This window comes from Pseudomonas sp. Emmai, assembly GCF_055179735.1.
Genome location: NZ_CM143685.1, coordinates 3,770,710 through 3,797,269, shown reverse-complemented (window position 1 = coordinate 3,797,269; position 26,560 = coordinate 3,770,710). Strand labels below are relative to the sequence as shown.

Genomic DNA, 26,560 nt, shown 5'->3' with positions numbered 1-26,560 from the left:
TGTACTGATTTCCCGAGGCTGGCAACCCCTTGATTTCAAAAAAAATTCTGCCCGGTTGATCGCGCCCGGTTTCACGCTACGTCACGTTCGCGATTCAGAATTTCCCACCCAATGGATATTCCACCGCCAGGCGAATCTGGTTGGCATCCAGTTCCGCCTGGGCCGCGTTCCCCCGGTGCACGGCATGGCGCAAGGTGAACGCGAGGTTTTTCGCCGCGCCGGATTGCACCACGTATTTGGCCTGTAGATCGCGCTCCCAGTGTTTGCCGCCCTGCCCGTAACCCAGCCATTTGTAACCGCCGTTCGGGTCCATGTGGCTGCCGTCGATGCCGCTGCCGCGAACATACAGAGCGCCGAAGGTTAGACCGGGGATGCCGTAGCCAGCCAGGTTCAGGTCGTAGCGCGCCTGCCAGGACGCCTCTTGCGGCGCGTTGAAGTCGGACAGAGCCACGGCGTTACTCAAGTAGATCGCGCCGCGGGTGACGTAGTCGTAGGGCGTGTCGCCGTCGACTTTCTGATAGCCCAGGCCGAAGCTGTGGGAACCGGCCTTGTAGGTCGTCAGAAAACTCCAGGTGGTGTTGTCGATCCGGCCGGACAAGGCTTTGCCAGTGTCCTGGGTGCGATACAGATTGAGGTCGAAGGTCAGGTCCTGGCCGTCCGCTATCGGCTGGGTGTAGACCGCACCCAGGTAATGCTGACGCCAAGTGTCGGCATAGACCGCGCTGAACAGGCTGGCATTGAGCCCTTTGACAGCGGTGTTGCGCACCCCCACCAGATCGAAGCTGTCTCCCTGCTTGCCGTTGGAATAATTGACCACGAATCCTTGGTCATGACTGGTAGCGTTGCGGTCGGTGCTTTCGTTGAAATGTCCGCCGTACAGGGTGGTGGCGGGCAGTTCGCGGCTGGTCAGCAGCCAACCGGTGGCGGTTTCCGGCAGCAGGCGGCTGTCGGATGAGCCGAACACCGGGGTTTTCACCCGTTGCTCGCCGTAACGCAGTTCGGTGGAAGAAAAACGCAGTTTGGCCACGGCACCACCACGACTGAATTCATCCTTGGGGTGACCGTCGTTGTCCACGCCGAGCAACCGCGCCTTGCCGGCCCGCCCGCCTCCGCTGTCCAGTTTCCAGCCGGAATACACATGGGCGTCGAGGCCAAAACCCACGGTACCAGGGGTGTAGCCGGAGGTGAAATCGGCCATCAGGCCGTAGGCCCATTCTTCGGCAAGGTCGCTACGTTGGGCGCGGGGTTTGTAGGCATTGCGTGCGCCGTTGCTCAGCGCGCCGTGTTCATAGTCGCGGCGGTCATAGACGCTACGGTTGAGCAGGCTCCACTGGCTGTCTTCGACAAAGCCTTTGGCGTTGTCTTGTTCCGAAGCCAGGGCGAGCAAGGACTGCCCACCCAATGCCAATAGCAGGGTGTGTGTCGATAGGGTTTTCACAGGGCAACTCCACAGCATTCGGGGTCTGCAAGGTGTCCCGCCAAACGGGGGACACCATTGGGCAACTCAGAGGTATTTGAGGATGGCGATGTCGCGACGGCGCTGTTTGAGGCTGGCGAACCAGCGCGTCGGGAAGAACAGCAACACGCCGAGGATCACGCTCCACAGCCACACCGTGGGCAGGTTGTCGAAACCGTAATACGCGCCCTGATTGGCACCCCAAATCGCGACAGCCACCAAGTACATGGCTTTGAGCACGTATAGGTGCAGCAAATAGAAAAACATCGGCGCCCCACCGTAGATCGCCAGTGTCGCGGTGGACCAGCGATCCTGCAGCTTCTCGAACAACGCCAGCAACAGCAGCCCGAGTCCAAGGGTCGGCATCAGGAACATCAGCGACGGCGGATACTTTTTCGCGCTCATGAAGCTCATGAAGGTGCGCAACGAATCACCGGTCTGCACCCACGGCTTCTCGCCGTAGACGTTCAGGTAACGGATGAACACGAACGCCACCAGCAGACCGGCGCCGAGTTTGACCAGGCGAGAAATCCGCTCGGCCGGTTCCATGTCCTTGCCGAACCACGGCCCGATCCCCCAGCCCAGCAGAATCACACCAATCCACGGCAGTACCGGATAGGTCGTACGCGCCCGGGTGAACTCGGTGATATCGATAAACACCTTCTGATGCAGGATCGACCATGGCACATAGAACGGCGATTCCGGCCCGACGACGACGTTATCGAACAGGTTGTGCCCGGCGACGATGACCAGCCCCAGCACAATCAGCCAGCCGCGTTTGAAGTGCAGCAACCCGGCGAGCACGATCATGCAGATGCCGATGCACCAGATCACTTGCAGCCACAGGGTCTTGGGCGGGAACTCGGCGTTCCAGGCAAAACAGACGAAGGTGATCTCCAGAAACACCAGGAAGAATCCACGCTTGAGCAGGAACACCGAGGTTTCGCTGGCGGTGTGTTTCTGGCTGTAGAGCCAGGCCGACAGGCCGGTGAGGAAGATGAACACCGGGGCACAGATTTCGCTGAGCATGCGGGTGAAGTACAGGTCCGGCGTGACGCTCAAGGCGTCGATGGGGTCGGTGACCTGACGGTGCAGCAGAAAGGTTTCGCGCACGTGGTCGATCAGCATCAGCAGCATGACGAAACCACGCAGGGCATCGATCGCCAGCATCCGGGTGTTGGCTTTTACAGCGGGGGTGGCCAGCGCAGCGGAAACACTTCCCGCCTGCCCGGCCAATCCTGAAGATTGGGACATAGTGGTGACTCCTGTGGGGGCGGTGGATCAGGCCTGTTTCTTCAACCGGGCGACTTCGGAGGCCGGCAGCTGCGACGGTGCCCGCGGCAATGGCGGCTTGCCCTGGGCCCGATAGAACGACAGCGTCGAGCTGAAGCTCTTCAGGTCGTATGGCTCAGTCTTGCCTTGCGGACTGACCCGTTCACCCGGCGTGCGGTCCTTGTATTCGACGGCCACCACATACGTGCCCTGCCAGGGCAACTCGAAGCTGACTTTGCCCGCCGCATCGGTGCGCTGGGTGAAGACTTCACCGGAACCGGTTTCCAGCATAACGTCCTGATCCGCCAGCGGTTTTTGCGAATAGTACACTTGGAATTGCGCCTTGTTGTCATCGACGAGGCCGGTCGGCACGATGTCCAGGGTCAGTTCCGGGGTTCGGGCACGCAAATCGCCGACCCAACGGGTCGCTGGCGTCCAATACGTTTTCAGGGACTTGTCGGCTTCATGCAGGTCGAAGATCGGATAATGCGGATCTTGGGCGAGAAGCGAGTCATCGCCCGCCGCATGATGGGCTACCGAAAAAGCCTGGCGCTGCAAGGTCAGATTCAATGGTTTCGAATTGTTGCCAATCGACCAAGCCTTGAGTTGCTGGAACCGATCCATCCCGCCCGGCGTGACTTCCAGTATGTTCTTGTCATATTCCCCGTAGTACAACGCCAAGGGTTGCCCCGGTGGCTGTTCGTACCAGATCTGATGCGCCTCGCTGCTGCCAGCCAGCAGGAAGGCGCCGTAACCCAACAGTGCTTTTGCGTTGCTCATTCGCATTTTTTTGGCTCCGATTGGTGTTTTTCAGCGATTCGCAAAAGCTGCCTGGAAACCAGCGACTTCACAAACCGCGCCCCTCTCTCTGTACGCATTACAGCGCAGAGACTTTTGCGCTTTTCTCTGAAATCAGCGCATGCAGGGCCATCGGTGACTGTTTTTGTGGGGGGAAACAGCGGTTTATGCGGCTTGCGCCAGGATGAGGCGGGTTGCGGGGATCCAGCGGGGGAATGTCCAAACGCGGTGCATCAATACCCTGTGGCGAGGGGGCTTGCCCCCTCGCCACAGGTTTGTATTGGGGGAGGTTTCAGTGCCGCAACAACTTGCGCAGCGGCACGCCGTCCTTGAGCACGGGAGATTTGATCACGATATAGCTGAAGTACTTGGAGATGCCGATGTTCTTGTCCAGCAGACTTTCGATCACTTCCTGATAGTGCTGGATGCTGCGGGTCATGAAGCGCACCAGGTAGTCGTAGCCACCGCTGATCAAGTGGCATTCGAGCACTTCATCCACCAGGCGAATGTTGGACTCGAACTTGGCGAAGTCTTCGCGCTTGTGGTCGCTCAGGGTGATTTCGGTGAAGACGGTCACCGAATCGGTGATTTTCGCCAGGTTCAGGTGCGCCTTGTAGCTGGAAATATACCCGGCCGATTCCAGCCGCTTGACCCGTTGCAGGCAAGGGCTGGCCGACAATCCCACGGCATCGGCGAGGCTGACGTTGGTCATGCGCCCGTCCTTTTGCAGCTCGACCAAAATACTGATGTCGATCCGGTCCAGTTTGACTAAACCTTCCATTGCGTACCTCGTGACTGCCGTTTGTAAGACAATCTTCTAGCAAAATCAGCGCCGTAAAGACAGCTGATGCTGTGCCACCAGATCCGCCATGCTGTTGATGCAGTAATCCGCTGCGCACGGTGTCGGGTGTTTGGCCCGACCACGGCAGATCAAGCACACATCGCTGCTCGTCTGAGTACTGGCTGAAGGTCGGGTCACTTGCAGGATTTCGCCGGGTTTAAGCGCGTTCGCCAGCAGCCAATCCGGGTCCTGCAACGGGTCGCTGGCCAGCGAGACGAAATCGTCGGCCATGATCCCCAACCGCTCGCAGAGTAACCCGCGATCCTCGGCATCCCGATCCCCCTGCACCAGCAGGCGATAGAACTTGCGCAGGTACAACATCGCCCCCGGCGCGTCCTCGAACAGCGACCAGCTCGCCACCGAACGGGCGAAGCTCATGCCCTCCTCCCAACTGGCTTTCAAGCCCCAGCGTTCGGCCAACTGGCGATGGGCGAAACACAGCAGTCCACTGAAGCCTAGCTCACCGAAGCGCGGATACAGTGCGCGCACCACCTCGCTGTATTCGCCCAGCACCTGTTCCTTATCCGGGTGCCCGCCCCGGCTGTCGAGCAGCGGTTGCAACGCCGCCCAGACCCCCGAGTCGCGGTCGACCAGGACTTCATCGCAATCGATGAGCAGCGCTCGATAATCAGTCAGCCCCATGGTGTGCAAAGCCTCCGATGATGCATTTCATCCATCCATGCTCCATAAACGCTCACGGACGATGCCTTGCAGCATCGCCACGAGCTGGCTGGAGCTCAGTTCAAGACGCGTGCCAAAGCGGCTTCGAGAATCTGCAGCGCTTCGTCGACCTGTGCTTCGGTGGCCACGAGCGGTGCGAGGAAGCGCAACACGTTGCGGTACACACCGCACTTGATCACCAGCAAACCGCCCTTGCGCGCCTCGTCGATCAGCCGCTGATTCAGGTCTGCGTCCGGGGTGCGGGCTTCGTCGTGCTTGATCAGCTCGATGGCGAGCATGAACCCGGTCCCGCGCACGTCGCCGATTTGTGGGTGACGGGCTTGCAAGCGCAGCAGTCCCTGGCGCAGACGCTCGCCCAAGGCTTCGCCCCGCGCCAGCAGCTGTTCTTCCTCGAAGGCATCGATGACCGCCAGTGCTGCCGCGCAAGACAACGCATTGCCGCCATAGGTGCCGCCGAGGCCACCGGGCAACGGTGCATCCATGATCCCGGCCTTGCCGACCACACCCGACAGCGGCAGGCCACCGGCCAGGCTCTTGGCGACCGTCACCAGGTCAGGCTGGATGCCGGCGTGCTGGAAACCGAACCACTTGCCGGTGCGGCCGAAGCCGGTCTGGATTTCATCCAGAATCAGCACAATGCCGTGCTTCTCAGTCAGTGCGCGCAGGCCCTTGAGGAACTCGACAGGTGCCGAAAGGAAACCGCCGTCGCCCTGCACGGGTTCGATAATGATCGCGGCGACCCGCTCTGGCGCAACTTGGGTTGCGAGCAATTCGTCCAGCGCCTTGAGCGCCATGTCGCTGGTAACCCCGCGATATGCATTCGGATACGGCGTGTGAAACACCTCCGGCGCGAACGGCCCGAAGTTTTGCTTGTACGGTTGGCTCATGCCGGTCAGCGTGGTGCCAAGCAAGGTACGACCGTGGAAGCCACCACGAAAGGCAATCACTGCCGAACGGTTGGTGTGCGCCCGGGCGATCTTCACCGCGTTCTCCACGGCCTCGGCGCCGGAGGTGAAGAACGCCGCTTTATAGGCTTCTTTACCGCCAATCATTTCGCACAGGCGCTGGGCCAGATCCAGATAAGGTTGGTAGGCCACCACCTGGAAACAGGCGTGGGAAACCTTCTGCAATTGCGCCTGCACCGCCGCAACCACTTTCGGATGGTTGTGACCGATGTTCAACACACCGATGCCGCCGACAAAATCCAGGTAACGCTTGCCGTCCACGTCCCACAACTCGGCACCTTGGGCGCGATCGATCACCAACGGGTGAGCGGTAACCAGGCCACGCGGCACGAATTGATCGCGCTGACGGAGCAAATGAGGGGTGTCGTCGACTTTGCTATTCATGGCATTTCCCATCGTGAGTCCGGCAACCGGGAGGTGGTTGCGATGCTGTCCAGATTAAGGCTTGGGCGAAACGAACTACGCCGAACTTGGCCCCTGAGAAATTCGGATCGACTGTTTTCACCCTGCCAAACGGCAGATTCCTTCAGCCCGCCGAATCTGCCGCCACTTCACCGATACAACATGACGCAAGCCGTTTAACCCGGCCCTTTCGACAGATCCTGCGCTGGCGTTGGGCGATGATGAAAGCACCTTTACCCATTCAGGAATTGCCCATGGCCCTGCTTTATAAAGCTGACCCTGTGCGCGGCGAACAGTGGCAAGCGCTGTTCGCCGAACACGCCCCGGATATCGAATGGCGCGCCTGGCCGGACATTGGCGATCCGTCCGAGATTGAATACCTGGCCGCATGGCAGGCGCCGGATGATTTGGAGGCTTTGCTCCCGAATCTGAAGGTGCTGTTTGCGCTGTCTGCCGGGGTTGATCAACTGGATCTCAGCCGTTTGCCTGAAAGTTTGCCGGTGGTGCGTCTGCTCGATCCGGGCATCACCCGTGGCATGTGTGAGTACGCCAGTTTTGCCGTGCTGAGCCTGCATCGCGACATGCTGCGTTATCGGCAGCAGCAGATGGCGCGGTGTTGGCAGGCGCATCTGCTGCAACCGGCGAGCAAGCGTCGGGTGGGTGTGATGGGACTGGGTGCGCAGGCGCAGCAGATTCTGGCGACATTGCAGCCGTTGGGGTTTGCGCTGAAGGGTTGGGCGCGCAGTGCGCATCAGGTGGCGGGCGTGGATTGCTTTGCCGGCCGCGAGCAACTGCCGGTGTTTCTCAGCCAGTGCGATATTTTGTTGTGCGTGTTACCGCTGACTGAACAGACCGAGGGAATTCTAGATCGTGAATTATTCCGCCAACTGCCTCATGGAGCGGCGCTGATCAACATGGGTCGTGGCGGGCATCTGGTGGAAGGTGATCTGCTGCAAGCGCTGGACAGTGGGCAACTCAGTGGCGCGGTGCTGGATGTGCTGCAGGAAGAACCGGCGCCGGCGGATCATCCGTTCTGGGTGCATCCGCAGATTTTGCTGACGCCGCATATTGCCGCGATGACCCAGCCGGAGAGTGCGTTTGGGGTGTTGCTGGAGAATATTCGGCGGTTTGAGCGGGGGGCGCCGATGGTGGGCCAGATCGACCGCACCCAGGGTTATTAGAGGTAGATAGATCGTTCCCACGCTCCGCGTGGGAATGCAGCCCGGGACGCTCCGCGTCCCATCCAGAGCCGAACGCGGAGCGTCCGTTGAGGCATTCCCACGCTCCGCGTGGGAACGATCATTCAAAGGCGCTCGGCGATGGCTTTGCCGACGTCTTGGGTCGAGCCCTTCCCGCCCAGATCCGGTGTGATCGGCCCATCGGCAATCACACGTTCGATGGCTTGCAGAATTCCATCGTGGGCCGCGCGATAGCGCTCGTCGCCATTGCCGAGGAAGTCGAGCATCAACGCCCCGGACCAGATCATCGCAATCGGGTTGGCGATGTTCTGCCCATAGATATCCGGCGCCGAGCCATGCACCGGCTCAAACAGCGACGGAAAGCGCCGCTCCGGATCAAGGTTGGCCGAAGGCGCAATCCCGATAGTCCCGGCACACGCCGGCCCCAGGTCGGAAAGAATGTCGCCAAACAGATTCGACGCCACCACCACATCAAACCGATCCGGTTGCAGCACAAACCGCGCGCACAGAATGTCGATGTGCTGCTTGTCCCAAGTGATCTGCGGGTAGTTCGCCGCCATCAACGCCGTGCGCTCGTCCCAGTACGGCATGCTGATGGAAATTCCGTTGGATTTGGTCGCTGCCGTGAGCCGTTTGCGCGGCCGGGTCTGGGCCAGTTCGAAGGCGAATTTTAGAATCCGGTCGACGCCACGGCGGGTGAACACCGACTCTTGCAGCACGAACTCATGTTCGGTGCCTTCGAACATTTTGCCGCCGACCGAGGAATACTCGCCCTCGGTGTTCTCGCGAATCACCACGAAATCGATGTCTCCCGGCTTGCGTCCGGCCAACGGGCACGGCACACCCGGAAACAGCCGCACCGGGCGGATGTTTACGTATTGATCGAAGTCGCGGCGGAATTTCAGCAGCGAGCCCCACAGGGAAATGTGATCCGGCACCTTGTCCGGCCAGCCCACGGCGCCGAAGTAGATCGCATCAAAACCCTTGAGCTGTTCGAACCAGTCGTCGGGCATCATCTGCCCGTGTTCCAGGTAGTAATCGCAGTGCGCCCAGTTGAGCACTTCGATGTGCAAATCGAGCTGCCATTTCTTCGCCGCCTGCTCCAGCACCCGCAGGCCTTCCGGCAGCACTTCCTTGCCAATACCATCGCCGGCAATCGCGGCGATTCTGAATGTCTTGCTCATCAATCGTGCCTCCCCAGTGTCTGTGAATTACAGCCCGCCGATGTGGAAGGCTTTGACTTCAAGGTATTCATCCAGACCGTATTTGCTGCCTTCGCGGCCCAGGCCCGATTGCTTGATACCGCCGAACGGCGCGACTTCCATGGAAATGATCCCGGTGTTGAGCCCGACCATGCCGAACTCCAGCGCCTCGCCAAAACGCCATGAGCGGCGCAGGTCCTGAGTGAAATAGTAGGCACCCAGACCGTAAGGCGTGGCATTGGCCAGCGAGAGGGCTTCCGCCTCAGAGGTAAAACGCATCAATGGCGCGACCGGGCCGAAGGTTTCTTCGTTGGCCAGCAGCATCCCTGCGTGGGTATCGCCGAGCACCGTGGGCTGCACGAACTGGTTGTCGCCCTCGGGAATACCGCCACAGAGCAGTGTCGCGCCCTGGCTCAGGGCATCGTCGATGTGTCGGGCGACTTTGTTGACCGCTGCCGGATTGATCAACGGGCCGATGGTGACGTCAGCGTCGAGGCCGTTGCCGACCTTGAGCTTGCCGACCTCCTCCACCAAACGTTGGGCAAAGCGTTCATAGATGCCGTCCTGCACCAGAATCCGGTTGGCGCAGACGCAGGTTTGCCCGGCGTTACGGAATTTGCTGAGCATGATCCCGGCTACGGCCTGCTCCAGGTCTGCATCGTCGAAGACAATGAATGGCGCGTTGCCACCCAGCTCCAGGCTCAAGCGCTTGATGTGCTCGGCGCTCTGGCGCATCAGCAAGCGGCCGACAGCGGTTGATCCGGTGAAGGAAATCTTGCGCACGGTCGGGTTGCTGGTCAGCTCTTCACCGATGCCGGCGGGCATACCGGTCAGCACGTTGAAGACACCGGGCGGAATACCCACTCGCTCCGCCAGTACCGCCAGAGCGAGGGCCGAGAGCGGCGTCAGGTCCGAGGGCTTGACGATGATCGGGCAACCCGCCGCCAATGCCGGCGCGCATTTGCGGGTGATCATCGCGTTGGGGAAGTTCCACGGGGTGATCGCGGCGCAGACGCCCACCGGTTGTTTGAGCGTCAGCAATCGGCGGTCGCCACTGGGGGCCGGCATGGTTTCGCCGTAGACCCGCCGGGCTTCTTCAGCGAACCATTTGACGAAACCGGCACCGTAGCGGATTTCACCTTTGGCCTCGTTCAGCGGCTTGCCCTGTTCACAAGTCATGATCAGCGCCAGGTCGTCGAGGTTGTCGATCATGGCCTGATACCAACGCTCCAGCAGCGCCGCACGTTCCGCCGCCGGACGTGCGCGCCAGGCTGGCCAGGCTTTGTCGGCGGCCTCGATGGCGCGCCGGGTTTGCGCGCCTTGCATGGCCGGGACGCGGGCGAGTAATTGGCCGCTGGCGGGGTCGATGACGTCCAGGGTTGCGGCGTTGTCGGCGCCGATCCACTGCCCGTCCACATACGCGAGTTCTGCCAACAGGCTGGGGTCTTTCAAACGATTCTTGAGCATGGTCGAGTCCTGATCCGAGACATGCTCAAGTCTATGGCGGTGTGGCGGCGGAGGATGCTGAAAGCGATTTGAGGACAGTGTCGGATGCTGAAATTGGCGGTGGAACGGCAGATGATCGTTCCCACGCGCAGCGTGGGAATGATGATCACAACTTCAGGGAACCGAGCAAACCTTCCAAAAACCGCTCCCCGGCCTCCATCTGGCTGATCTCGATAAATTCGTCCGGCTTGTGCGCCTGTTCAATCGAGCCGGGTCCGCAGACCACCACCGGCACATCCAGACGTTGCTTGAACAAACCGCCCTCAGTGCCGAACGACACCTTGGCGGTGCCGGTATCCGGTGCAGCGAAGTTTTTAAGAAAACGCACCGCTTCAACACTCGGATGGGTATCGAGGCCGGGATAGACGTTGAGGGTTTCAATCTCGATCGCCGCCACGCTCGACAACAACCGCGCCTCGCGCACGATCAGTTCGGCGCGTTCCTGCATCTGCTCCAGGAACTGATCCAGATTGTCCGCCGGCAGATTGCGCACTTCGAAGTCCAGGGTGCAGAGGTTCGGCACGATGTTCAGCGCCCGGCCGCCGCCGATCTGCCCGACATGCACGGTGCTGTAAGGCACGTCGTAGTCGGCATCCTGGGCGCCCTGCTCTTGCAGTTGCTGCTGGCTCTGTCGCAGCGCCGCGATGAAATCGCAGGCGACGTGGATCGCATTGACTGAGCGCGGCGCCAAGGACGAATGCGCCTCCAGGCCCCGGCAATAGGTGCGATACGAGCCCTTGCCCTTGTGTCCGAGCACGAACTGCATGTTGGTCGGTTCGCCGATCAGGCACAAAAACGGCCGCACCGGCGTCAGGTGCAGCACGTCGAGCAAGCGGCGCACGCCGACACAACCGGTCTCTTCGTCATGGGATAGCGCCAGTTGCAGCGGTCGGCTCAGGGAATGGTCGGCGGCGTCGAGCATCGCGTCGATGGCCAGGGCGATGAAGCCTTTCATGTCGCAACTGCCGCGCCCGTAGATCTTGCCGTCCTGCACCGTCGCCTGGAACGGTGGCATGGTCCAGGCCTGCCCCGCCGCCGGCACCACGTCGGTATGCCCGGATAGCAGAATCCCCGGCAGCTCTTTCGGGCCGGTGCTGGCGAACAGGTTGGCTTTCTTGCCGGTTTCATCCTTGACGATCAGCGACTCAATGCCCTTGCTCAGCAGCAGGTCGCGTACGTATTCAATGAGGGCCATGTTCGACTCCGAAGAGACGGTGTCGAAGGCCATCAGGCGTTTGAGAATGTCCAGTACACGGGGTTTCATGAGGCCTTGCTCCGTTGCTCGGCTAAATGGGCGAACCGACGGATAGAGAACGGCTCAATCGAAGTGCTGGTGCTGCCGGTGCTGATCAGTTCTGCCATGACATCGCCGACGCCGGGGCCGAGTTGGAAGCCATGGCCGCAGAAGCCGAACGCGTAGAACAAGCCATCGACCGTACCGCTCGGGCCCATGATCGGCAAGGAATCCGGCAGATAACCTTCGATGCCGCTCCAGACGCGGATGATGTTGAGGTTGCCGACACCCGGCAGCAGACGGCGCATTTGATCCATCTGGTTGAGGATGCTGCGCGGCTCGACATAGGCCCGGCGATTGAGCATGTCCGGTTTGCTGCGATAGCCGCCGCCGATAACGATGTTGCCCCGGGGGATCTGGCGGAAGTAGATCACTTCTTCTGGGATCTTGGTGTAGACGCCGATCACCGTCGGCAAGGCGTAGGGCACCGGTTCGGTCACGGCCATTTGCGGTCCGTGGGTGTCCAGCGGCACCGGTTCGCCGAATTGTCGGGACAGCTTCTGCCCCCAGGCTCCAGCGGTAATCAATAGTTGTGCGGCGCTGAACTGGCGACCGTCGGTGGTGGTGACGCTGAACTCGCCCCCCACCTTCTGCACCTCGGCCACTTCAGTCTGTTCCTTGATCTGCGCGCCGAGTCGCCGTGCCGCGCGGGCAAATGCCGGGGCGGCCAGACGCGGATTCGCGTGGCCATCGTGAGGCGCGTAGGAGCCGCCCTTCACATCCGGCCCCAGAAACGGGAAACGCTGGCGCAACTCGGCGCCGCGATAAATTTTCAGGTCCAATTGCGCGGCTTCGGGAGCAGCGGCGTAAGCCTCAAGCTCGGCAATTTCATCTTCGCGATAACACACACGCATGTGCCCGCTGGCGATGAATTCCAGGTCATCGTCGATCAATTCCGGCAAGCGCTTCCACAACGCCCAGGAGCGATTCGCCAATTCCAGTTGCCCGAGATAACGCCCCTGACGCCGGACGTTGCCGAAGTTCACGCCGCTGGCGTACTGACCAATCTGGTCGCGCTCCAGCAGGATCACTGACTGCCCGCGCTTGCGCAGGAAAAACGCCGCCGCCGAGCCCATCAGGCCGCCACCGACAATCACCACATCGGCTTTCTGTACGGTCATGGCGACACCTCCTCGGTGAGCATCGAAAGCGGTTTGACCGGTGCTTGTCCGCGTTGACGGCCGACCTGTTGCACGCTGACACCTGCCGCTGCCGCGATCACTTCAGCCCCGGCCTGGGAGCAATAACGACCCTGGCAGCGACCCATGCCGACCCGGCTGAAGGCCTTGGCCCGATTGACTTCGCAGGCGCCCTTTTCGCTGACGACCGCACGTAACTCACCGGCGCTGATCATTTCGCAGCGACAAACGATGGCAGTGTCCGGCAAGGCTTTGGCTTGTTCGGCAGGCCAGGGAAAGGCCTGGGCCAGGCCGAGGCGGAACTGGTCCATCACCGCCAACGCCTGGCGTGTTTCGTCGCGTAATCCGGCGTTCACTGGCTGGTGCAGGTCTTCCAGCAGCGCCATGGCCACCAGGCGACCGGCGTGTTCAGCGGCATCCGCGCCGCGAATCTTCGAGCCGTCACCGGCGGCGTAGACACCGCTGACCGAGGTCCGGCCTTCCTCATCCACCGCCAGCCACCATTGGCCGGACGCTTCGTCGAAGCGCATGCGGCAACCGGCCAGGTCCGCCAGTTGGGTTTCCGGGCGCAGGTGATACCCCAGCGCCACGGCATCGCATTCCACATTCAACGTTTCACCTTTTGCGGTTCGCACGCGCACGGCGCTTACGCCGCTGCTCGCGTCGCCAAGTACTTGCAAGGGCTGAATACCCGAGTGCACCGGAATCTTTGCCCGATACAACTGCGCCAACAGTTTCATTCCAGTGAACAACAATCCGGGACGTGCCAACAGTTTCGGCAAGGCACCGAAGCGCTTGCTCAGCGGCGACGTATCGAGCACCCCCGCCACGTTCGCGCCGGCCTTCACATACTGGCTGGCGACCAGATACAGCAACGGCCCGCTGCCCATAAACACCACGCGATGACCAATAGAAACAGCCTGGGACTTGAGCGCAATCTGCGCCCCACCGAGGCTGTAGGTGCCTGCCAACTGCCAGCCTTCAATCGGCATCAAGCGGTCAGTGGCGCCGGTGCAGAGGATCAGCGCGTCGTAATCCACCGTCGTGTGCTTGCCCTGCTTGACGCAGCACAACTGCCCCGGCGTCAGGTTCCACACCAGCGTCTCCGGGCGGTAATCAATAGCACCGCGCAGTCGATCAAAACTGTCGTGCAGGTCCCGGGCCTTATGCGCTTCGGTGCCATACAGCGTGGCGTAATTACGGGTAAACCCTTGCGGCTGTCGACGATAAATCTGCCCGCCATCCCGGCGATTTTCATCGATCAAAATCGGTTTGAAACCCGCCGCCAGCAACGTCTCGGCACAGCGAATACCCGCCGGCCCGGCGCCAACGATGACTATCCGTGCAGTGGCCATATCGCCTCCGGTTGTGTGGTGACGATGTCCAGGCCTTCGCGGACCTCATTGGAACAGGCACGCAGACGCTCGCCGCTGCGGGTCCAGACCCAGCAATCCTGGCACGCGCCCATCAGGCAAAACCCGGCGCGCCGGCCGGAATCGAACTCCGACTGGCGCAACGCGTTGCCCTGGGTCAGCAACGCCACCATCAAGGTGTCGCCCTGCAACGCCTCGATGGCGGCGCCGTCCACCTTCAAGCTGACGGTCGGCCGGCCCTCCTCGGCCAGCCTCACAAAACGCCCCTTCATGCATAGGCTCCCTGGCTCATGGTGATCAAGTCCTGCTGGGTTTTCAGCAGTTCGGCGCTGTCGTGGTGGCAGAGGATTTCACTGCCACCGTCGATGATCCGGCGGTTTGGCGCGGTGCGATTGCACAGGCCATCGACCCGCACCGGGCAACGGCTGAGGAAGGTGCAGAGTTCCGGCACGTTCGCTTTGGGACCAATCGGCGGCAGCTCACCGCAGGTGGTGCCGCAGTTTTCCAGCCAGCCTTGACGCAACTCCGGCACCGAGTGAATCAACAAATCGGTGTACGGATGGAACGGTGCCTGGGCAAACGATTGCCGAGTGCCGGCCTGGATCTTGTGGCCGCTGTACATCACTACAATGTCGTCGCACAGCGCCCGCACCGTGGAGATGTCGTGGCTGATAAACAGATAGGAAACCCCCAGCTCCTGGCGCAGGTCACGTAGCAGTTCGAGAATCGCCGCCCCCACCACCGTGTCCAGCGCCGAGGTCACTTCATCGCAGAGGATCAGATCCGGTTTGGCCGCCAAGGCACGGGCCAGGTTGACCCGTTGCTTTTGCCCGCCGGACAGTTCATTCGGCCGACGTTCGGCCATGGTTCGGGGCAAGCGCACCAGGTCCAGCAACTCGCCGATACGCTCGCGCAACGCAGCGCCCTTGAGGCCGAAATACATCTTCAACGGCCGGCTGAGAATGGTGCTGACGCTGTGCATCGGGTTGAGCGCGGTGTCGGCGTTCTGGAACACCATCTGGATGCGGCGGAACTGTTCGTCGGTGCGCTCGGAAAGGCTGCCGCCCAGCGGCTGACCATCGAAGGTCAGTCCGCCCAACGCCGGGGTCAGCAATCCCGCCACCACCCGCGCCAGAGTCGATTTGCCAGAACCCGACTCACCAATCACGCCGATGGCCTGGCCCCGGCGCACGGTCAGGTCGATGTCTTCCAGCACGCGGATCGCCGGCATGCCTTGCATGTTCTTGTTGCCATAGCCGGCGGTCAGGCCCTGGATGGTCAGCAACGGCGTATCTTCCGCCACGCCGCAGGGTGGGCGAATCGTCGTGTCGGGCCGCGCGGCGGCCAGCAGGCTGCGGGTGTATTCGTGGGCCGGGCCTTTGAGCAGCGGCGCGGTGGCGCTTTGCTCGAAGATCTGGCCGCCGTTGAGCACGACGATTTGATCGGCCATTTGCGCCACTACGGCGAGGTCATGGGACACGTAGACCGCCGTCGCCCCACGCTCCCGGACCACGCGTTTAAAGGCGCGAAGCACGTCGATCTGGGTGGTGACATCAAGGGCGGTGGTCGGTTCGTCGAGCACCACCAGCAATGGATCGCTGATCAGCGCCATGGCCGCCATCACCCGTTGCAGTTGCCCGCCGGAAACTTGGTGCGGGTATCGCTGGCCAATGCGGTCCGGGTCCGGCAAGGCCAGGTCGCGAAACAGTTCAATGGCTTTGGCTTCGAGCACCGCACGGCTGCCGAGGCCGTGGATCAACGCGCCCTCCACCACTTGATCGATCAATTTCTTCGCCGGGTTGAACGCCGCCGCCGCGCTTTGCGCGATGTACGACACCCGGTTGCCGCGCAGGCCCTGCAATTCCTTTTCGCTGAGTGCCAGCATGTCGTGCTCGCCCACCTGCACCACGCCGCCAGACAACCGGCAACCGCGCCGGGCATAGCCCAGCAGTGCCAGGGCGATGGTGGTCTTGCCGGAACCGGACTCGCCGATCAACGCCAGCACTTCACCTTTTTCCAGGGCGAAGCTCACGCCCTTGACGATTTCCACCTCGCCACGCTCGCCACAGGCGACTACGCGCAGGTCTTCGACTCGAATCAATTCACTCATTTCAATGACCTCCCGTACGGCGACTACGTCGGGACGACAGTCTGTCGATAAACAGATTCACACCAATGGTGAGCGTGCCGATGGCCAGCGCCGGAATCACGATGGCCGGCGCGCCCTGGTTGAGGCCACCGATGTTTTCCCGCACCAGCGAACCGAGGTCGGCGTCCGGCGGTTGCACGCCCAGGCCGAGGAAGCTCATGCCGCTGAGCAGCAACACGATAAAACCGAAGCGCAGCCCGAGGTCAGTCAGCACCGGGTTGAGCATGTTCGGCAGGATTTCCACGCAGGCGATGTACAAGCGGCGTTCACCACGAGTACGGGCGACTTGCACGTATTCCAGGGCTTCGATGTTCACCGCCATGCTGCGGGCGATGCGGAAGGCGCCGGGGGTGAAACTCAGCACGGCGGTGCAGATCAGCAAGGTCACCGAAGAGCCGAAGGCCGAGACCATGATCAGCGCCAGCATCTTGCTCGGGATCGAGATAAACGCGTCCATCAAGCGACTGATCACTTCGTCCAGCCACTTCGGCGACACCACTGAAAGCAGCGCACAACTGGTGCCCAAACCACTGGCCAACACGGCGGCGATCAACGCCAGGCCGACAGTAAACTTCGCGCCGACCAGAACGCGGCTGAGCATGTCGCGCCCAAGGTAATCGGTGCCAAACGGGTAAAGGGCACTGATGCTATCGAAGACATTGTCGGAGACCACTTCACCGACCGGGTGCGGTGCCAGCCACGGGCCGAAGATCGCCACCAGCAACCAGATCACGCACATCGCGGCCCCGATCAGGCCCAGCCAGGCCGGGCCATGGGACACCTTGCCAACCGACAGGTCGGGGGTCGCAGGCGTCGATTTCACAATGAGATTGTTCATTGGTTTCTCAGCCTCGGATTGGACAGAATCGCGCACAGGTCGGCAATCAGCACCAACCCCAGGTACGCCGTGCAAAACAACATGGTGCAGGCCTGGACCAGCGCCATGTCGCGGTTAGTCACGGCATCGACCATCAGGCTGGCGATGCCGGGGTAGTTGAAGATCGTCTCGACAATCACCACCCCGCCCAGCAAGTACGACAGGCTCAGGGCGATGGCGTTGGCAATCGGCCCGATCGCGTTGGGCAAGGCGTGGCGCAGCACGATGCGCATCGGGCTGACGCCCTTGAGCCGGGCCATTTCCACGTAGGGGCTGTCGAGTTGATCGATGACGGCGGCGCGGGTCATGCGCGCCATTTGCGCGACGATCACGCAGCACAGCGTCATCACCGGCAAGGCGTAAGTGCGCATGAATTGCCACGGCGAGGTGATGTCGCTGGCGTAGGACAGCGCCGACAACCAGCCCAGGTTCACCGCGAAAATCAGCACCGCCAGGGTCGCCACCAGAAACTCCGGCACGGCGACCATGGCCAGGGTGAAGAAGCTCAGGAAGCTGTCGATGCGCCCGCCCCGGCCCATCGCCGAACCGATGCCCAGAATCAACGCCACCGGCACCGACACCAGCGCCGTGGCGGCCGCCAGCATCAGGGTGTTCGGCACCCGGCCCGCCATCAAGTCGGTGACCGGCATCGCGTTGGACACCGACAACCCCATGTCGCCGCTGAGCAGGCTCATCAACCAGTGCAGATAACGCAGCACACCGGGCTGGTCGAGCCCCAGTTTCAGGCGCAGTGCCGCCACCTGTTCCGGCGTGGCGAACTGCCCGAGGGATTGTTGCGCCGCGTCCCCCGGCAAGACCGCCGTGATCGCAAACACGACCATGGACACGATCAACAAAGTCACGATCGCGGCGCCCAGGCGCCGGCCGATCAACCACAGTGTGTTGCTATTCATCGCCTACCCTCCTGCACTGTCCCTGACGTACCACTCGACCATCCATCAAGCGTCCAGCCAGACCTGTTCGGCGAACATGTAGCCCATGAAACCGCCCAGCGGGTTGCTGCCGTAGCCTTTGATGCGCTGGTCGACGCCGTCGATGTTGCTGATGAACACCGGCACGCCGATGCCGCAGTGGTCATGCACCAGGGTTTGCATGTCCGCGTACATCTTGCTGCGCTTGGCGTCGTCGGTTTCACCGCGAGCGAGCATCAGCAGCTGGTCGAACTGGTCGTTCTGCCAACCGGACTCGTTCCATGGCGCCTTCGACTGGAAGAACTGCGAGAACATCACGTCGGCGTTCGGTCGCGGGTTGATGTTGCCGAAGCTCAGCGGGTGCTTCATCCAGTGGTTGGACCAGTAGCCGTCGCTCGGCAAGCGATTGACGTCGAGCTTGAGCCCGGCCTGTTTCGCCGATTGCTGCAACAGCACGGCGATGTCCACCGATCCGGTAGCTGCCGGGGAAGCCACCAGCGGCATGCTGATGCTTTCCATACCGGCCTTCTTCAGCAGGAACTTGGCTTTTTCCGGGTCGTAGACGGTTTGCGGCAGGTCGGCGTTGTAATAACGCGAACCGGGGGCAATCGGATGGTCGTTACCGACCACGGCAAAGCCACGGAATACGGCGGATTTAATCTGTTCGCGGTCCATCAGGTGCTTCATGGCCTGGGTGAATTCCGCGCTTTTGCCCGGCATCTGATCCTGGCGAATGATCAAGTCAGTGTAGTTGCCCGACGGTGCATCGACGACCCGGTGCTTGGCGCTGGCCTTGATCCGGGTAGTGGAGCGCGGGTTCACCTCGTTGATCATGTGCACATCGCCCGACAGCAGCGCGTTGACCCGGGACGGTTCATCGGCAATCGCGATGAACTCGATCTCGTCCAGATACGGCAGGCCCGGTTTCCAGTAACCGGTGTTGCGCGCGGCAATCGAGCGCACGCCCGGTTTGAATTCCTTGACCTTGAACGGCCCGGTGCCGATACCGGCGTTGAAGTCGGTGGTGCCTTCGGGAACGATCAGCAGGTGCGACACGGCGAGGATCGACGGCAGCTCGGCGTTCGGCGCACTGAGGCGGATCTGCACTTCGTTGGTGCCGGTGGCCTTGATCTCGGCGAACTGTTCCATCAATGGCATGACTTTGGAGCCGGTCAACGGATCCTTGTGCCGCGACAGCGAGAACACCACATCCGCAGCGCTCAGGGTCTTGCCGTTGTGGAAGGTCACGTCCTTGCGCAGGGTGATGGTCCACAGCGTCGCGTCGGTGTTGTCGATGCGTTCAGCCAGTTCCAGTTGCGGCACCAGGTGCGTGTCGAAACGGGTCAGGCCGTTGTAGAACATGAAGTGGCGCACGTAGTCGGTGGACAGCGCGCCTTTGGCCGGGTCGAGGGTGTCTGCGGTGGAACTGGACATGCCGGCGACGCGAATTCGTCCGCCCGGTTTGCCTTTGCCCGGTGCCGCGGCCTCTTCGGCAAACAGCTTGCCCGCCGCGCCGAACAGGCTGCCGGCGCCCGCAGCGGCCACACCCGCCACGCCGAGCATTTGCAGGGCGTGACGGCGCGACATGCCACGATTGAGGCCTTCGAACACGCGCAGGCTGTCCTGGCCGGAAATCAGGGGTGAGTCGATCTTGTTGTCAGTCATATCAGTTGTACCTGTCGAGAAGGAGAAGGCTCCGGTTGTCCGGGGCGTTGAAACGCAAACGACGGTGACGCCACAACATCAACTCAATGCAAATAGTCCTGGAAGCGGTAATAAGCGCCCACGAATGGCAGGAACCACGGCTTGCCGAAATGCCCGGGGATCGCCGGCCAGTCGAGTTCGCGCCAGGGGTTGGCCTCGACCTTGCCAGCCATCACCTGGGCCATGACCTGGCCCATGTGTACCGACATCTGCACCCCATGGCCGCTGTAGCCCATGGAGTGATAAATACCGCCGTGCTGGCCGGCCCGGGGGAGTCGGTCGGAGGTCATGTCCACCAGTCCGCCCCAGCAGTAATCGATCTTCACGTTGGCCAACTGCGGGAACATCTGCACCATCGCCGCTTGCAGCACCTTGCCGCTTTTGGCGTCATTGACGCTGTCGGACATGGCAAACCGGGCACGGCCGCCGAACAGCAGGCGGTTGTCCGGGGTCAGGCGGAAGTAGTTGCCGATCATGCGGCTGGTGACATAGGCGCGGCGGCCTGGCAGCAGTTGATCGATCAACTCTTTTGAGAGCACTTCGGTAGCGATGACGAAACTGCCCACCGGCACGATCCGCCGCCGATACCAGCCCAAACCGCCGTGCTGACAGGCGCCGGTCGCCAGCAACACTTGCCCCGCGTGCAGTGAACCCTTGCTGGTGTTGACCTGATAGCCGCCCGCCCGGGCTTTCCAGTCCAGCACCGAAGTGCCTTGGTGGATCAGCGCGCCATGCCTCGCCGCAGCCTCGGCCAGCCCGACACCGAAGCGCCCGACGTGCATCTGCACGCCGTTGCGTTGCAGCAAGCCACCGTGGAACTGTGCCGAATTCACTTCAGCACGAGTCTGCTCGGCGGACAGCAACTCGACCTCGGCATCGACTTCCTTGCGAATCAATTCGCAGGTGCGCGCCAGGCCTTCGTAGTGCATCGGCTTGGCGGCCAATTTGAGCTTGCCGTTGCGGATCAGGTCGCAGGCGATCTGCTCCTGTTCCACCAGCGACACCACGCTCTGCACCGCGCTTTCATAGGCCTGGTAATAAGCTCGCGCCTTGTCGGCACCGAGGCTGGCGCTGAGCCCGGCGTAATCCTGGGCCACCCCGGTGTTGCATTGGCCACCGTTGCGCCCCGAGGCTTCGCCGATCACCCGCCCGGCTTCGAGCACCACCACACTGGCGCCCTTCAAGGCCAACGCCCGAGCCGCCGCCAAACCGGTGAAACCGCCACCGACGATGGCCACGTCGACCTGCCCGGGCAACCCGCCGAGCTGGGCACCGGTGAAGGCCGGTGCGGTGTCGAGCCAGTAGGATTCACTGCCCATTGTCTAACCCCTTGTGCCTTAAGAGACTCAGAGACCAACCAACGCAGCCAGCCCACCGATATCGGTGATCTGCTGGTAGCCGTAGAACGCGTTGCCCGGCACTTCATGGCCACGGGCGACGAAGGCCTTGTTCTTGATCTTCATGTCGTGGGCCGGCATCAGGTCGTAACGGAAGCTGGAGGACACATGCAAGATGTCTTCCGGGCCGCAGTTGAGGTTGTCGAGCATGTACTCGAACGCGGCCAAACGCGGCTTGTAGGCCTGGGCCTGCTCGGCGGTGAAGACCTTGTGGAACGGCGCGCCGAGTTTGTCGACGTTGGACATGATCTGGCTGTCGCTGGCGTTGGAGAAAATCACCAGGGGGATTTTGTCGGCGATTTTCGACAGGCCGGCCGGGACGTCCGGGTGCGGGCCCCAGGTCGGCACGGCGTCGTAATACAGCTGGCCTTCGTCGCGGTAGGCGATGCCCCAGCGCTTGCAGGTCCGGGCCAGGGCGGTCTTGAGAATTTCGTCGTACGGCATCCAGTCGCCCATGACCTGGTCCAGGCGATAGGCCGAGAAATCCTTGACGAACTGATCCATCTGCTCGGGTTTGACGCGATCGGCGAAAAGCTCGCGAGTCATCGTGCCCATGTGGAAATTGGTCAGCGTACCGTAGCAGTCGAACGTAATGAATTTGGGGCGAAGAAAGCTCATTGAGTGCGGTCCTGAAGTTCGTTGAGGTCATGGCGTGACTGGCATTCGCGTCGTGGGTAAGGCTCAGATGCAACGCTGCAGCACACCGTCATTACAACACCGTGAAATCAGCAGATGGCGTTAAAAGCGACCTCTGCTCGATACAAACCACCGTTTTAGCCACCCCCCTCAGCAGACTTTGCGGCCCGCTCCAGCCTTGGGCAAACCCCGTATTTGTGCGCTCTTATGGACCTTTATAGCCCTGTGCGGCCGGCCTGTGCCGCGATTGGCCGCAGAAACTGCGTCGGGCGGAATGAAAACGGGCGCTTCCCTGAGAAGGCGCCCGTTTAGATGCGGTTAGATGGCTGACCGATAACCTGTGGCGAAGGAGCTTGCTCCCGTTCGACTGCGAAGCGGTCGCAAAACCCGCGAATGCGTATTACCTGAAAAAATGTGGTGACTGGTTTTGGGGGCGCTTCGCACCCCAGCGGGAGGAAGCTCCCTCGCCACAGGGGATGTGGTGTTATTGGACGATATCGATCAGCACGCTCTTGAAGCGCAAATTGGCTTCGAAGGCTTCACGCCCCAAATCCTTGCCAATGCCCGAGCGCTTGTAGCCACCGGTCGGCAGGATATAGTCGTTACTGCGCCCGTAACGGTTGACCCACACCGTCCCCGCCTCCAGCTTGCGCACCAGTCGCAAGGCGCGATTGATGTCGGCGGTGTGCACACCCGCCGCCAGGCCATAGGTGGCGTGGGCGGCCAGGCTCAGCGCCTGCTCTTCGTCATCGAACGCCTGCACCGTCAGCACCGGGCCGAAGATTTCTTCGCAGACCGCCGGATTCTGGTTGTCGAGGCCGGCCAGCAACGTCGGTTGGTAGTAAGCACCGCCCAACCCATCGAACAATCCGCCGCCGGTCAGCACTTCGGCCCCGGCCTGGCGCGAGCGCTGGACAATGCCGTCGATGCGATTGGCCTGGAGCCGGGAAATGATCGGCGACAGCGTGCTCTCGGGCGACCAGGTCGGGCCGGGGCGCAGCGCTTCGAAGTACGCCTGCAACTGCGCAATAAACGGCTCCATGATCGAACGCTGGATCAACAGCCGCGAACCGGACACGCAAACCTGCCCGGCATTCCCGGTAATGGCCAGCGCCACGGTGCGCACGGTTTTCGCGATGTCCGGTACATCAGCGAACACCAGTTGCGGACTCTTGCCGCCGAGTTCCAGCGTCACCGGTTTCGGCCCCACCAACGCACACGTGGACATGATGCTCGACCCGGTCGCGGTGGACCCGGTAAAGGTCACCTTGCCGACTCGCGGATGACGGCACAAGGCGTCACCCGTGACGCGACCATCGCCCTGCACCACGTTGAAAATCCCCGCCGGAACACCGGCCTGCAACGCCAGTTCGGCAAAGCGCAAACTGGAGAATGGTGTCAGTTCCGAAGGCTTGAGCACCACGGCATTGCCTGCGGCCAACGCCGGGGCGACTTTCCAGGAGGCCATGCTCAGCGGGAAATTCCACGGCGCGATGGCCGCGATCACGCCATAGGGTTCGGCGATCTGCATGCCCAATCGGTCGGTCTGGGTTGCCGCGACCTGGCCGCCGTGCTTGTCCGCCAGTTCAGCAAAAAAGCGAATGCCTTCGGCGACATAAGGAATGTCCCAGGCGATCACATCTTTATGCGGGCGGGTCGAGCCGACGGCTTCCAGTGGCGCGAGGATTTCGGCATCCGCTTCGATCAGGTCAGCCCAACGGCGCATGACCCGCGCCCGCTCCCGGGGCGGCCGGCTGGCCCAATCGCTGCGGTTGAACGCCTGCCAGGCATTGTTGACGGCTTCATCCACCAGGTCGGCATCGGCAATCGGCAACCCGGCATACACCTGACCGTCTGACGGTCGCACGACCTCCAGTCCGGGTTGAGCGTCGCGGTATTGGCCGCCGATAAAGTGAGCGCTGCGCACAGCGATAAGACGAGGATCGAAGCTATCCATGGAGCACTCCAAAATAGGGCTGGCGAGTCGTTGATTCAGGCTTCCATCGTAGAAAAAAAGCCCAAGCATTTGCTGCCGACCTTGCCGTGCAATTAAGTAGTAAGTGTGGTCTTGTGGCCTCAGCCTCGCGGAATCTGCCGAATGTTCCGAGCCCTCTTGTCAGGCGTTTACGCAGATGGGATACAGGCACCATCACGCCGGGAAACCGGCCGCTAACGGAGACTCGCCATGCCCGCCCCTTATGTTTATCGCCCGATGACTGCTGCCGATCTCCCGGCGGCCCATGCCTTGTCCGTGCAACTGAAATGGCCCCATCGGCTGGACGATTGGGCCATGGTGCTGCGCATCAGCGACGGCTTTGTCGCGCTGGATGGCGAGCGTCTGATCGGCACGGCGTTCACCTGCCCTCAAGGGGATTTCGCCACCATTGGCCTGGTGATTGTCAGCGACGACTATCAAGGCAAAGGCATCGGTCGCCAGTTGATGGAGCAGGCACTGGATGCTTGCCAGAATCGCACGCCAGTATTGAACGCGACCCTCGCCGGTGCGCCGCTGTATGTCAGTCAGGGCTTTGTGGAATTCGGGCGGATTCAGCAACATCAAGGACTGGCGCAAGCACCCGCTCCTGCGCCGCTGGCTGACGGTGAAACCTGTCGCTCACTGCGTGACGCCGATAAGGCCCGAGTGCTGAAACTGGCCAACACCAGCACCGGAATGGATCGACACGCCGTGCTCAGCGACCTGTTCGATGTCATCGAGCACGCCGTGGTCATCGAGCGTGACGGCCAGGTGCGCGCCTTCGCCATGCTGCGTCCCTACGGCCGTGGTCGCGGCGTCGGCCCGGTGGTTGCCGAAAACCTGGAGCAGGCCCAACACCTGATCGCAACGTTGTTGGCCCAGGTCCCGGACACCTTCGTACGCATCGACATTCCGGCGGACAACGGCCTGAGCGACTGGCTGGAAACCGCCGGGCTCAAACAGATCGACACCGTCGCACAAATGGCCCGTGGCACCCCGCCGCAAGCAGCCGACGGCGTGCTCCAGTTTGCCGTGGTCACCCAAGCCATCGGCTGATCGCTCGGCCTGATCGAACCCACGTCACCCCACACCTTTATTTGTATGGAGCGTCACTCGTATGTCCCAACCTACCGTTCTGCTGTTGGCGCGCGCCGACGGCAGCCGCGTTGTCACGCCTTTCAAAACGCTGCCGTTGAGTGCGACCGATCCGTTTATGGATACTCGCCGGGTCGCCTGGTCCGGTAATGACGGCATATCTGCAGGTCTTGTGGAAACCGGCGAAGTACTGGATATCAAGGATTTTCCGCACACCGAAGTGCTCGTGGTCCACGCCGGCCATGTGCAGCTGAAAACCCCGGACCAGACGCTGGAACTGGGCGTGGGAGCCAGCGCGGTGATCGGTCGCGGGACCACGCTGCGGATCGAAGCGCACGCCGCTACGCAATGGGCCTTTTGTGCCATGACCACCGCCGTGCCGACACCCGGCCTGACCCTGCTTGATCCACTGGCAATGCTCTCGCCTTCGGCAGCACCGCAAGCGCAAATCCTGATCGGTCCGACGCCGCAATGCCGGTCACGCAACGCCTTTGAAGACGAGGCGACCGATCTGCGCGTCGGCGTCTGGGACTCGACGCCTTACGAACGTCATGGCCGTGCGCACAAGCTCAATGAACTGATGCACTTGCTCGAAGGCAGCGTGACGTTGCTCGCGCCCGACGGCGCAAGCGTGACAGTCAACCCCGGGGACAGCGTGTTCGTGCCGCAAGGTGCGCCCTGCGCGTGGAAAAGCTCGCGCTATGTGCGCAAGGTATATGCGGTCAAATAGCGGTATGCGCCAGCAGACACTGGACCAAGGCGTCAAACACCACCTTGCAGCGCGGGCTGTTGCGCAGGTCTTCGTGCATGGTGACCCAGGCGTCCAGCTGGAAGGTCAGGTGTTCGGGTAATACCTGCACCAGATTCGCGTCGCGCCTGGCCACGGCCGACTGGCAAAAACCAATGCCAGCGCCCGCCCGAATCAGGGCCAGTTGCGCCAGGTCGCTGTCGCTGCGCAGGGCAAAGCCTTCACGGCTCCAGCCGGGCACTTGTTTGCTGGCGGCGCGCAGGAACGGTGTCTCGGTGTCGAAGCCGATCATGGTGTGCCCAACCAGATCGGCCGGCAGTGCCGGCGTGCCGAACTGCTGCAGATAGTCGACCCGGGCGTGGAGCCCGATCTTGACGTTGCCGACACTGCGAGCGATGAGTTGCTCCTGTTTCGGCGCGGTCATGCGCACCGCGATGTCGGCCTCGCGTTGCAACAAATCCTGCACGCGGTTGGTGGCCACCAGTTCAATAGTGAGTTGCGGATGCGCCTGACGCAGTCGTGCCAGCGCGGGCGGCAACACTTCCACGGCAATCACTTCGCTGGCGGTAATGCGCACGGTGCCGCCAGTGGTTTGGCCCTGCCCGGCCATTGCCCGCTCCAGCGCCGCCGCGTTGCTGTGCATGGCCTCGGCGTAACTGCGCAAGGTCAACGCGGCTTCGGTCGGCATCAAGCCGGTCCTTGAGCGCGTGAATAACGTCTGTTTAAACGAGGCTTCCAGTTCGGCAACGTGGCGACCCACCGTGGGCTGGGTAATGCCCAGCGCCCGCGCAGCCGCCGACAGCGAGCCATGGGTCAGCACCGCCAGAAAGCTTCGATAGAGTTCCCAACCGATATTTTTAGTCATACATAAATGTATAGATAGTGGTTGATATTCCGCAATTTCTTTCATTCCGCGCCT

23 protein-coding genes are annotated in these 26,560 nt (G+C 61.9%); 3 read left to right on the top strand and 20 right to left on the bottom strand.

Going from position 1 to position 26,560, the window contains the following annotated elements:
* Positions 1–94: 94 nt before the first annotated feature.
* From ACY4LX_RS17395 to gabT, 6 genes are all read right to left on the bottom strand, one after another.
* Complete coding sequence (locus ACY4LX_RS17395; protein ID WP_463257208.1) at positions 95–1,438, bottom strand: OprD family porin; 1,344 nt, start codon at positions 1,436–1,438, stop codon at positions 95–97.
* A gap of 66 nt (positions 1,439–1,504) precedes the next feature.
* Entirely contained in the window at positions 1,505–2,710 is a 1,206-nt protein-coding gene (locus ACY4LX_RS17390; protein WP_463257207.1) for a DUF1624 domain-containing protein, read from the bottom strand.
* 27 nt (positions 2,711–2,737) lie between these two features.
* Complete coding sequence (locus tag ACY4LX_RS17385) at positions 2,738–3,508, bottom strand: DUF4198 domain-containing protein (RefSeq protein WP_463257206.1); 771 nt, start codon at positions 3,506–3,508, stop codon at positions 2,738–2,740.
* Between the two features lie 310 nt (positions 3,509–3,818).
* Positions 3,819–4,307, bottom strand: a complete 489-nt coding sequence (locus ACY4LX_RS17380; RefSeq protein ID WP_008055821.1) for an Lrp/AsnC family transcriptional regulator — start codon at positions 4,305–4,307, stop codon at positions 3,819–3,821.
* A gap of 45 nt (positions 4,308–4,352) precedes the next feature.
* A complete protein-coding gene (locus tag ACY4LX_RS17375; RefSeq protein ID WP_149661185.1) occupies positions 4,353–5,009 on the bottom strand; it encodes an HAD family hydrolase in 657 nt (218 codons plus the stop codon).
* A 95-nt stretch (positions 5,010–5,104) separates the two neighbouring features.
* Positions 5,105–6,397 carry a 4-aminobutyrate--2-oxoglutarate transaminase gene (gene gabT / locus ACY4LX_RS17370; protein ID WP_463257205.1) on the bottom strand — a complete coding sequence of 431 codons (1,293 nt, stop codon included), beginning with the start codon at positions 6,395–6,397 and terminating at the stop codon, positions 5,105–5,107.
* A 272-nt stretch (positions 6,398–6,669) separates the two neighbouring features.
* Between gabT and ACY4LX_RS17365 the strand changes: the two genes are divergently transcribed.
* Positions 6,670–7,596 carry a 2-hydroxyacid dehydrogenase gene (locus tag ACY4LX_RS17365; RefSeq protein WP_463257204.1) on the top strand — a complete coding sequence of 309 codons (927 nt, stop codon included), beginning with the start codon at positions 6,670–6,672 and terminating at the stop codon, positions 7,594–7,596.
* 122 nt (positions 7,597–7,718) lie between these two features.
* Here the strand turns inward: ACY4LX_RS17365 and ACY4LX_RS17360 are convergent, their stop codons facing one another.
* From ACY4LX_RS17360 to ACY4LX_RS17300, 13 genes are all read right to left on the bottom strand, one after another.
* Complete coding sequence (locus tag ACY4LX_RS17360) at positions 7,719–8,798, bottom strand: tartrate dehydrogenase (RefSeq protein ID WP_463257203.1); 1,080 nt, start codon at positions 8,796–8,798, stop codon at positions 7,719–7,721.
* A 27-nt stretch (positions 8,799–8,825) separates the two neighbouring features.
* Entirely contained in the window at positions 8,826–10,283 is a 1,458-nt protein-coding gene (locus tag ACY4LX_RS17355; protein ID WP_463257202.1) for an NAD-dependent succinate-semialdehyde dehydrogenase, read from the bottom strand.
* 145 nt (positions 10,284–10,428) lie between these two features.
* Positions 10,429–11,586: an acetylornithine deacetylase gene (gene argE / locus ACY4LX_RS17350; protein WP_463257201.1), complete on the bottom strand. Its 1,158-nt coding sequence runs from the start codon at positions 11,584–11,586 to the stop codon at positions 10,429–10,431.
* Positions 11,583–12,737, bottom strand: a complete 1,155-nt coding sequence (locus ACY4LX_RS17345) for an NAD(P)/FAD-dependent oxidoreductase (protein WP_463257200.1) — start codon at positions 12,735–12,737, stop codon at positions 11,583–11,585. Before ACY4LX_RS17345 ends, argE begins: the two co-directional genes overlap by 4 nt.
* Positions 12,734–14,110: an FAD/NAD(P)-dependent oxidoreductase gene (locus ACY4LX_RS17340; protein ID WP_463257199.1), complete on the bottom strand. Its 1,377-nt coding sequence runs from the start codon at positions 14,108–14,110 to the stop codon at positions 12,734–12,736. The genes ACY4LX_RS17345 and ACY4LX_RS17340 overlap by 4 nt, the downstream gene beginning before the upstream one ends.
* Complete coding sequence (locus ACY4LX_RS17335; RefSeq protein ID WP_463257198.1) at positions 14,092–14,400, bottom strand: (2Fe-2S)-binding protein; 309 nt, start codon at positions 14,398–14,400, stop codon at positions 14,092–14,094. Before ACY4LX_RS17335 ends, ACY4LX_RS17340 begins: the two co-directional genes overlap by 19 nt.
* Positions 14,397–16,238: an ABC transporter ATP-binding protein gene (locus ACY4LX_RS17330; RefSeq protein WP_149661194.1), complete on the bottom strand. Its 1,842-nt coding sequence runs from the start codon at positions 16,236–16,238 to the stop codon at positions 14,397–14,399. The genes ACY4LX_RS17335 and ACY4LX_RS17330 overlap by 4 nt, the downstream gene beginning before the upstream one ends.
* 1 nt (position 16,239) lies before the next feature.
* The gene (locus tag ACY4LX_RS17325; RefSeq protein ID WP_123597926.1) at positions 16,240–17,115 is read right to left on the bottom strand and encodes an ABC transporter permease; all 876 of its coding nucleotides are present in this window, start codon (positions 17,113–17,115) and stop codon (positions 16,240–16,242) included.
* A complete protein-coding gene (locus ACY4LX_RS17320; RefSeq protein WP_463257197.1) occupies positions 17,112–18,068 on the bottom strand; it encodes an ABC transporter permease in 957 nt (318 codons plus the stop codon). Before ACY4LX_RS17320 ends, ACY4LX_RS17325 begins: the two co-directional genes overlap by 4 nt.
* Before the next feature lie 45 nt (positions 18,069–18,113).
* Positions 18,114–19,751 (bottom strand): ABC transporter substrate-binding protein, encoded by a 1,638-nt coding sequence (locus ACY4LX_RS17315; RefSeq protein ID WP_463257196.1) that lies wholly within the window; start codon positions 19,749–19,751, stop codon positions 18,114–18,116.
* An 83-nt stretch (positions 19,752–19,834) separates the two neighbouring features.
* On the bottom strand, positions 19,835–21,109 hold the full coding sequence (locus ACY4LX_RS17310; RefSeq protein WP_463257195.1) for an NAD(P)/FAD-dependent oxidoreductase: 1,275 nt from the start codon (positions 21,107–21,109) through the stop codon (positions 19,835–19,837).
* Positions 21,110–21,136: 27 nt separating this feature from the next.
* A complete protein-coding gene (locus tag ACY4LX_RS17305; RefSeq protein WP_149661198.1) occupies positions 21,137–21,805 on the bottom strand; it encodes a haloacid dehalogenase type II in 669 nt (222 codons plus the stop codon).
* Positions 21,806–22,307: 502 nt separating this feature from the next.
* Entirely contained in the window at positions 22,308–23,780 is a 1,473-nt protein-coding gene (locus ACY4LX_RS17300) for an aldehyde dehydrogenase family protein (RefSeq protein WP_463257194.1), read from the bottom strand.
* 228 nt (positions 23,781–24,008) lie between these two features.
* Here ACY4LX_RS17300 and ACY4LX_RS17295 point away from each other — a divergent pair, with 228 nt between their 5' ends.
* Together ACY4LX_RS17295 and ACY4LX_RS17290 are read left to right on the top strand one after the other, a co-directional pair.
* The gene (locus tag ACY4LX_RS17295) at positions 24,009–24,854 is read left to right on the top strand and encodes a GNAT family N-acetyltransferase (protein WP_463257193.1); all 846 of its coding nucleotides are present in this window, start codon (positions 24,009–24,011) and stop codon (positions 24,852–24,854) included.
* Positions 24,855–24,915: 61 nt separating this feature from the next.
* Positions 24,916–25,623 carry a cupin domain-containing protein gene (locus ACY4LX_RS17290; protein WP_463257192.1) on the top strand — a complete coding sequence of 236 codons (708 nt, stop codon included), beginning with the start codon at positions 24,916–24,918 and terminating at the stop codon, positions 25,621–25,623.
* Here the strand turns inward: ACY4LX_RS17290 and ACY4LX_RS17285 are convergent.
* Positions 25,616–26,506 (bottom strand): LysR family transcriptional regulator, encoded by an 891-nt coding sequence (locus tag ACY4LX_RS17285; RefSeq protein ID WP_463257191.1) that lies wholly within the window; start codon positions 26,504–26,506, stop codon positions 25,616–25,618. The two genes, ACY4LX_RS17290 and ACY4LX_RS17285, sit on opposite strands and share 8 nt — an antisense overlap.
* Positions 26,507–26,560 lie beyond the last annotated feature (54 nt).

Bases quoted from the DNA above. Each gene is read 5' to 3' on its own strand.
- ACY4LX_RS17390 (WP_463257207.1), bottom strand. From the start codon at position 2,710: ATGTCCCAATCTTCAGGATTGGCCGGGCAGGCGGGAAGTGTTTCCGCT.
- ACY4LX_RS17385 (WP_463257206.1), bottom strand. From the start codon at position 3,508: ATGAGCAACGCAAAAGCACTGTTGGGTTACGGCGCCTTCCTGCTGGCT.
- ACY4LX_RS17380 (WP_008055821.1), bottom strand. From the start codon at position 4,307: ATGGAAGGTTTAGTCAAACTGGACCGGATCGACATCAGTATTTTGGTC.
- ACY4LX_RS17375 (WP_149661185.1), bottom strand. From the start codon at position 5,009: ATGGGGCTGACTGATTATCGAGCGCTGCTCATCGATTGCGATGAAGTC.
- gabT (WP_463257205.1), bottom strand. From the start codon at position 6,397: ATGAATAGCAAAGTCGACGACACCCCTCATTTGCTCCGTCAGCGCGAT.
- ACY4LX_RS17365 (WP_463257204.1), top strand. From the start codon at position 6,670: ATGGCCCTGCTTTATAAAGCTGACCCTGTGCGCGGCGAACAGTGGCAA.
- ACY4LX_RS17360 (WP_463257203.1), bottom strand. From the start codon at position 8,798: ATGAGCAAGACATTCAGAATCGCCGCGATTGCCGGCGATGGTATTGGC.
- ACY4LX_RS17355 (WP_463257202.1), bottom strand. From the start codon at position 10,283: ATGCTCAAGAATCGTTTGAAAGACCCCAGCCTGTTGGCAGAACTCGCG.
- argE (WP_463257201.1), bottom strand. From the start codon at position 11,586: ATGAAACCCCGTGTACTGGACATTCTCAAACGCCTGATGGCCTTCGAC.
- ACY4LX_RS17345 (WP_463257200.1), bottom strand. From the start codon at position 12,737: ATGACCGTACAGAAAGCCGATGTGGTGATTGTCGGTGGCGGCCTGATG.
- ACY4LX_RS17340 (WP_463257199.1), bottom strand. From the start codon at position 14,110: ATGGCCACTGCACGGATAGTCATCGTTGGCGCCGGGCCGGCGGGTATT.
- ACY4LX_RS17335 (WP_463257198.1), bottom strand. From the start codon at position 14,400: ATGAAGGGGCGTTTTGTGAGGCTGGCCGAGGAGGGCCGGCCGACCGTC.
- ACY4LX_RS17330 (WP_149661194.1), bottom strand. From the start codon at position 16,238: ATGAGTGAATTGATTCGAGTCGAAGACCTGCGCGTAGTCGCCTGTGGC.
- ACY4LX_RS17325 (WP_123597926.1), bottom strand. From the start codon at position 17,115: ATGAACAATCTCATTGTGAAATCGACGCCTGCGACCCCCGACCTGTCG.
- ACY4LX_RS17320 (WP_463257197.1), bottom strand. From the start codon at position 18,068: ATGAATAGCAACACACTGTGGTTGATCGGCCGGCGCCTGGGCGCCGCG.
- ACY4LX_RS17315 (WP_463257196.1), bottom strand. From the start codon at position 19,751: ATGACTGACAACAAGATCGACTCACCCCTGATTTCCGGCCAGGACAGC.
- ACY4LX_RS17310 (WP_463257195.1), bottom strand. From the start codon at position 21,109: ATGGGCAGTGAATCCTACTGGCTCGACACCGCACCGGCCTTCACCGGT.
- ACY4LX_RS17305 (WP_149661198.1), bottom strand. From the start codon at position 21,805: ATGAGCTTTCTTCGCCCCAAATTCATTACGTTCGACTGCTACGGTACG.
- ACY4LX_RS17300 (WP_463257194.1), bottom strand. From the start codon at position 23,780: ATGGATAGCTTCGATCCTCGTCTTATCGCTGTGCGCAGCGCTCACTTT.
- ACY4LX_RS17295 (WP_463257193.1), top strand. From the start codon at position 24,009: ATGCCCGCCCCTTATGTTTATCGCCCGATGACTGCTGCCGATCTCCCG.
- ACY4LX_RS17290 (WP_463257192.1), top strand. From the start codon at position 24,916: ATGTCCCAACCTACCGTTCTGCTGTTGGCGCGCGCCGACGGCAGCCGC.
- ACY4LX_RS17285 (WP_463257191.1), bottom strand. From the start codon at position 26,506: ATGACTAAAAATATCGGTTGGGAACTCTATCGAAGCTTTCTGGCGGTG.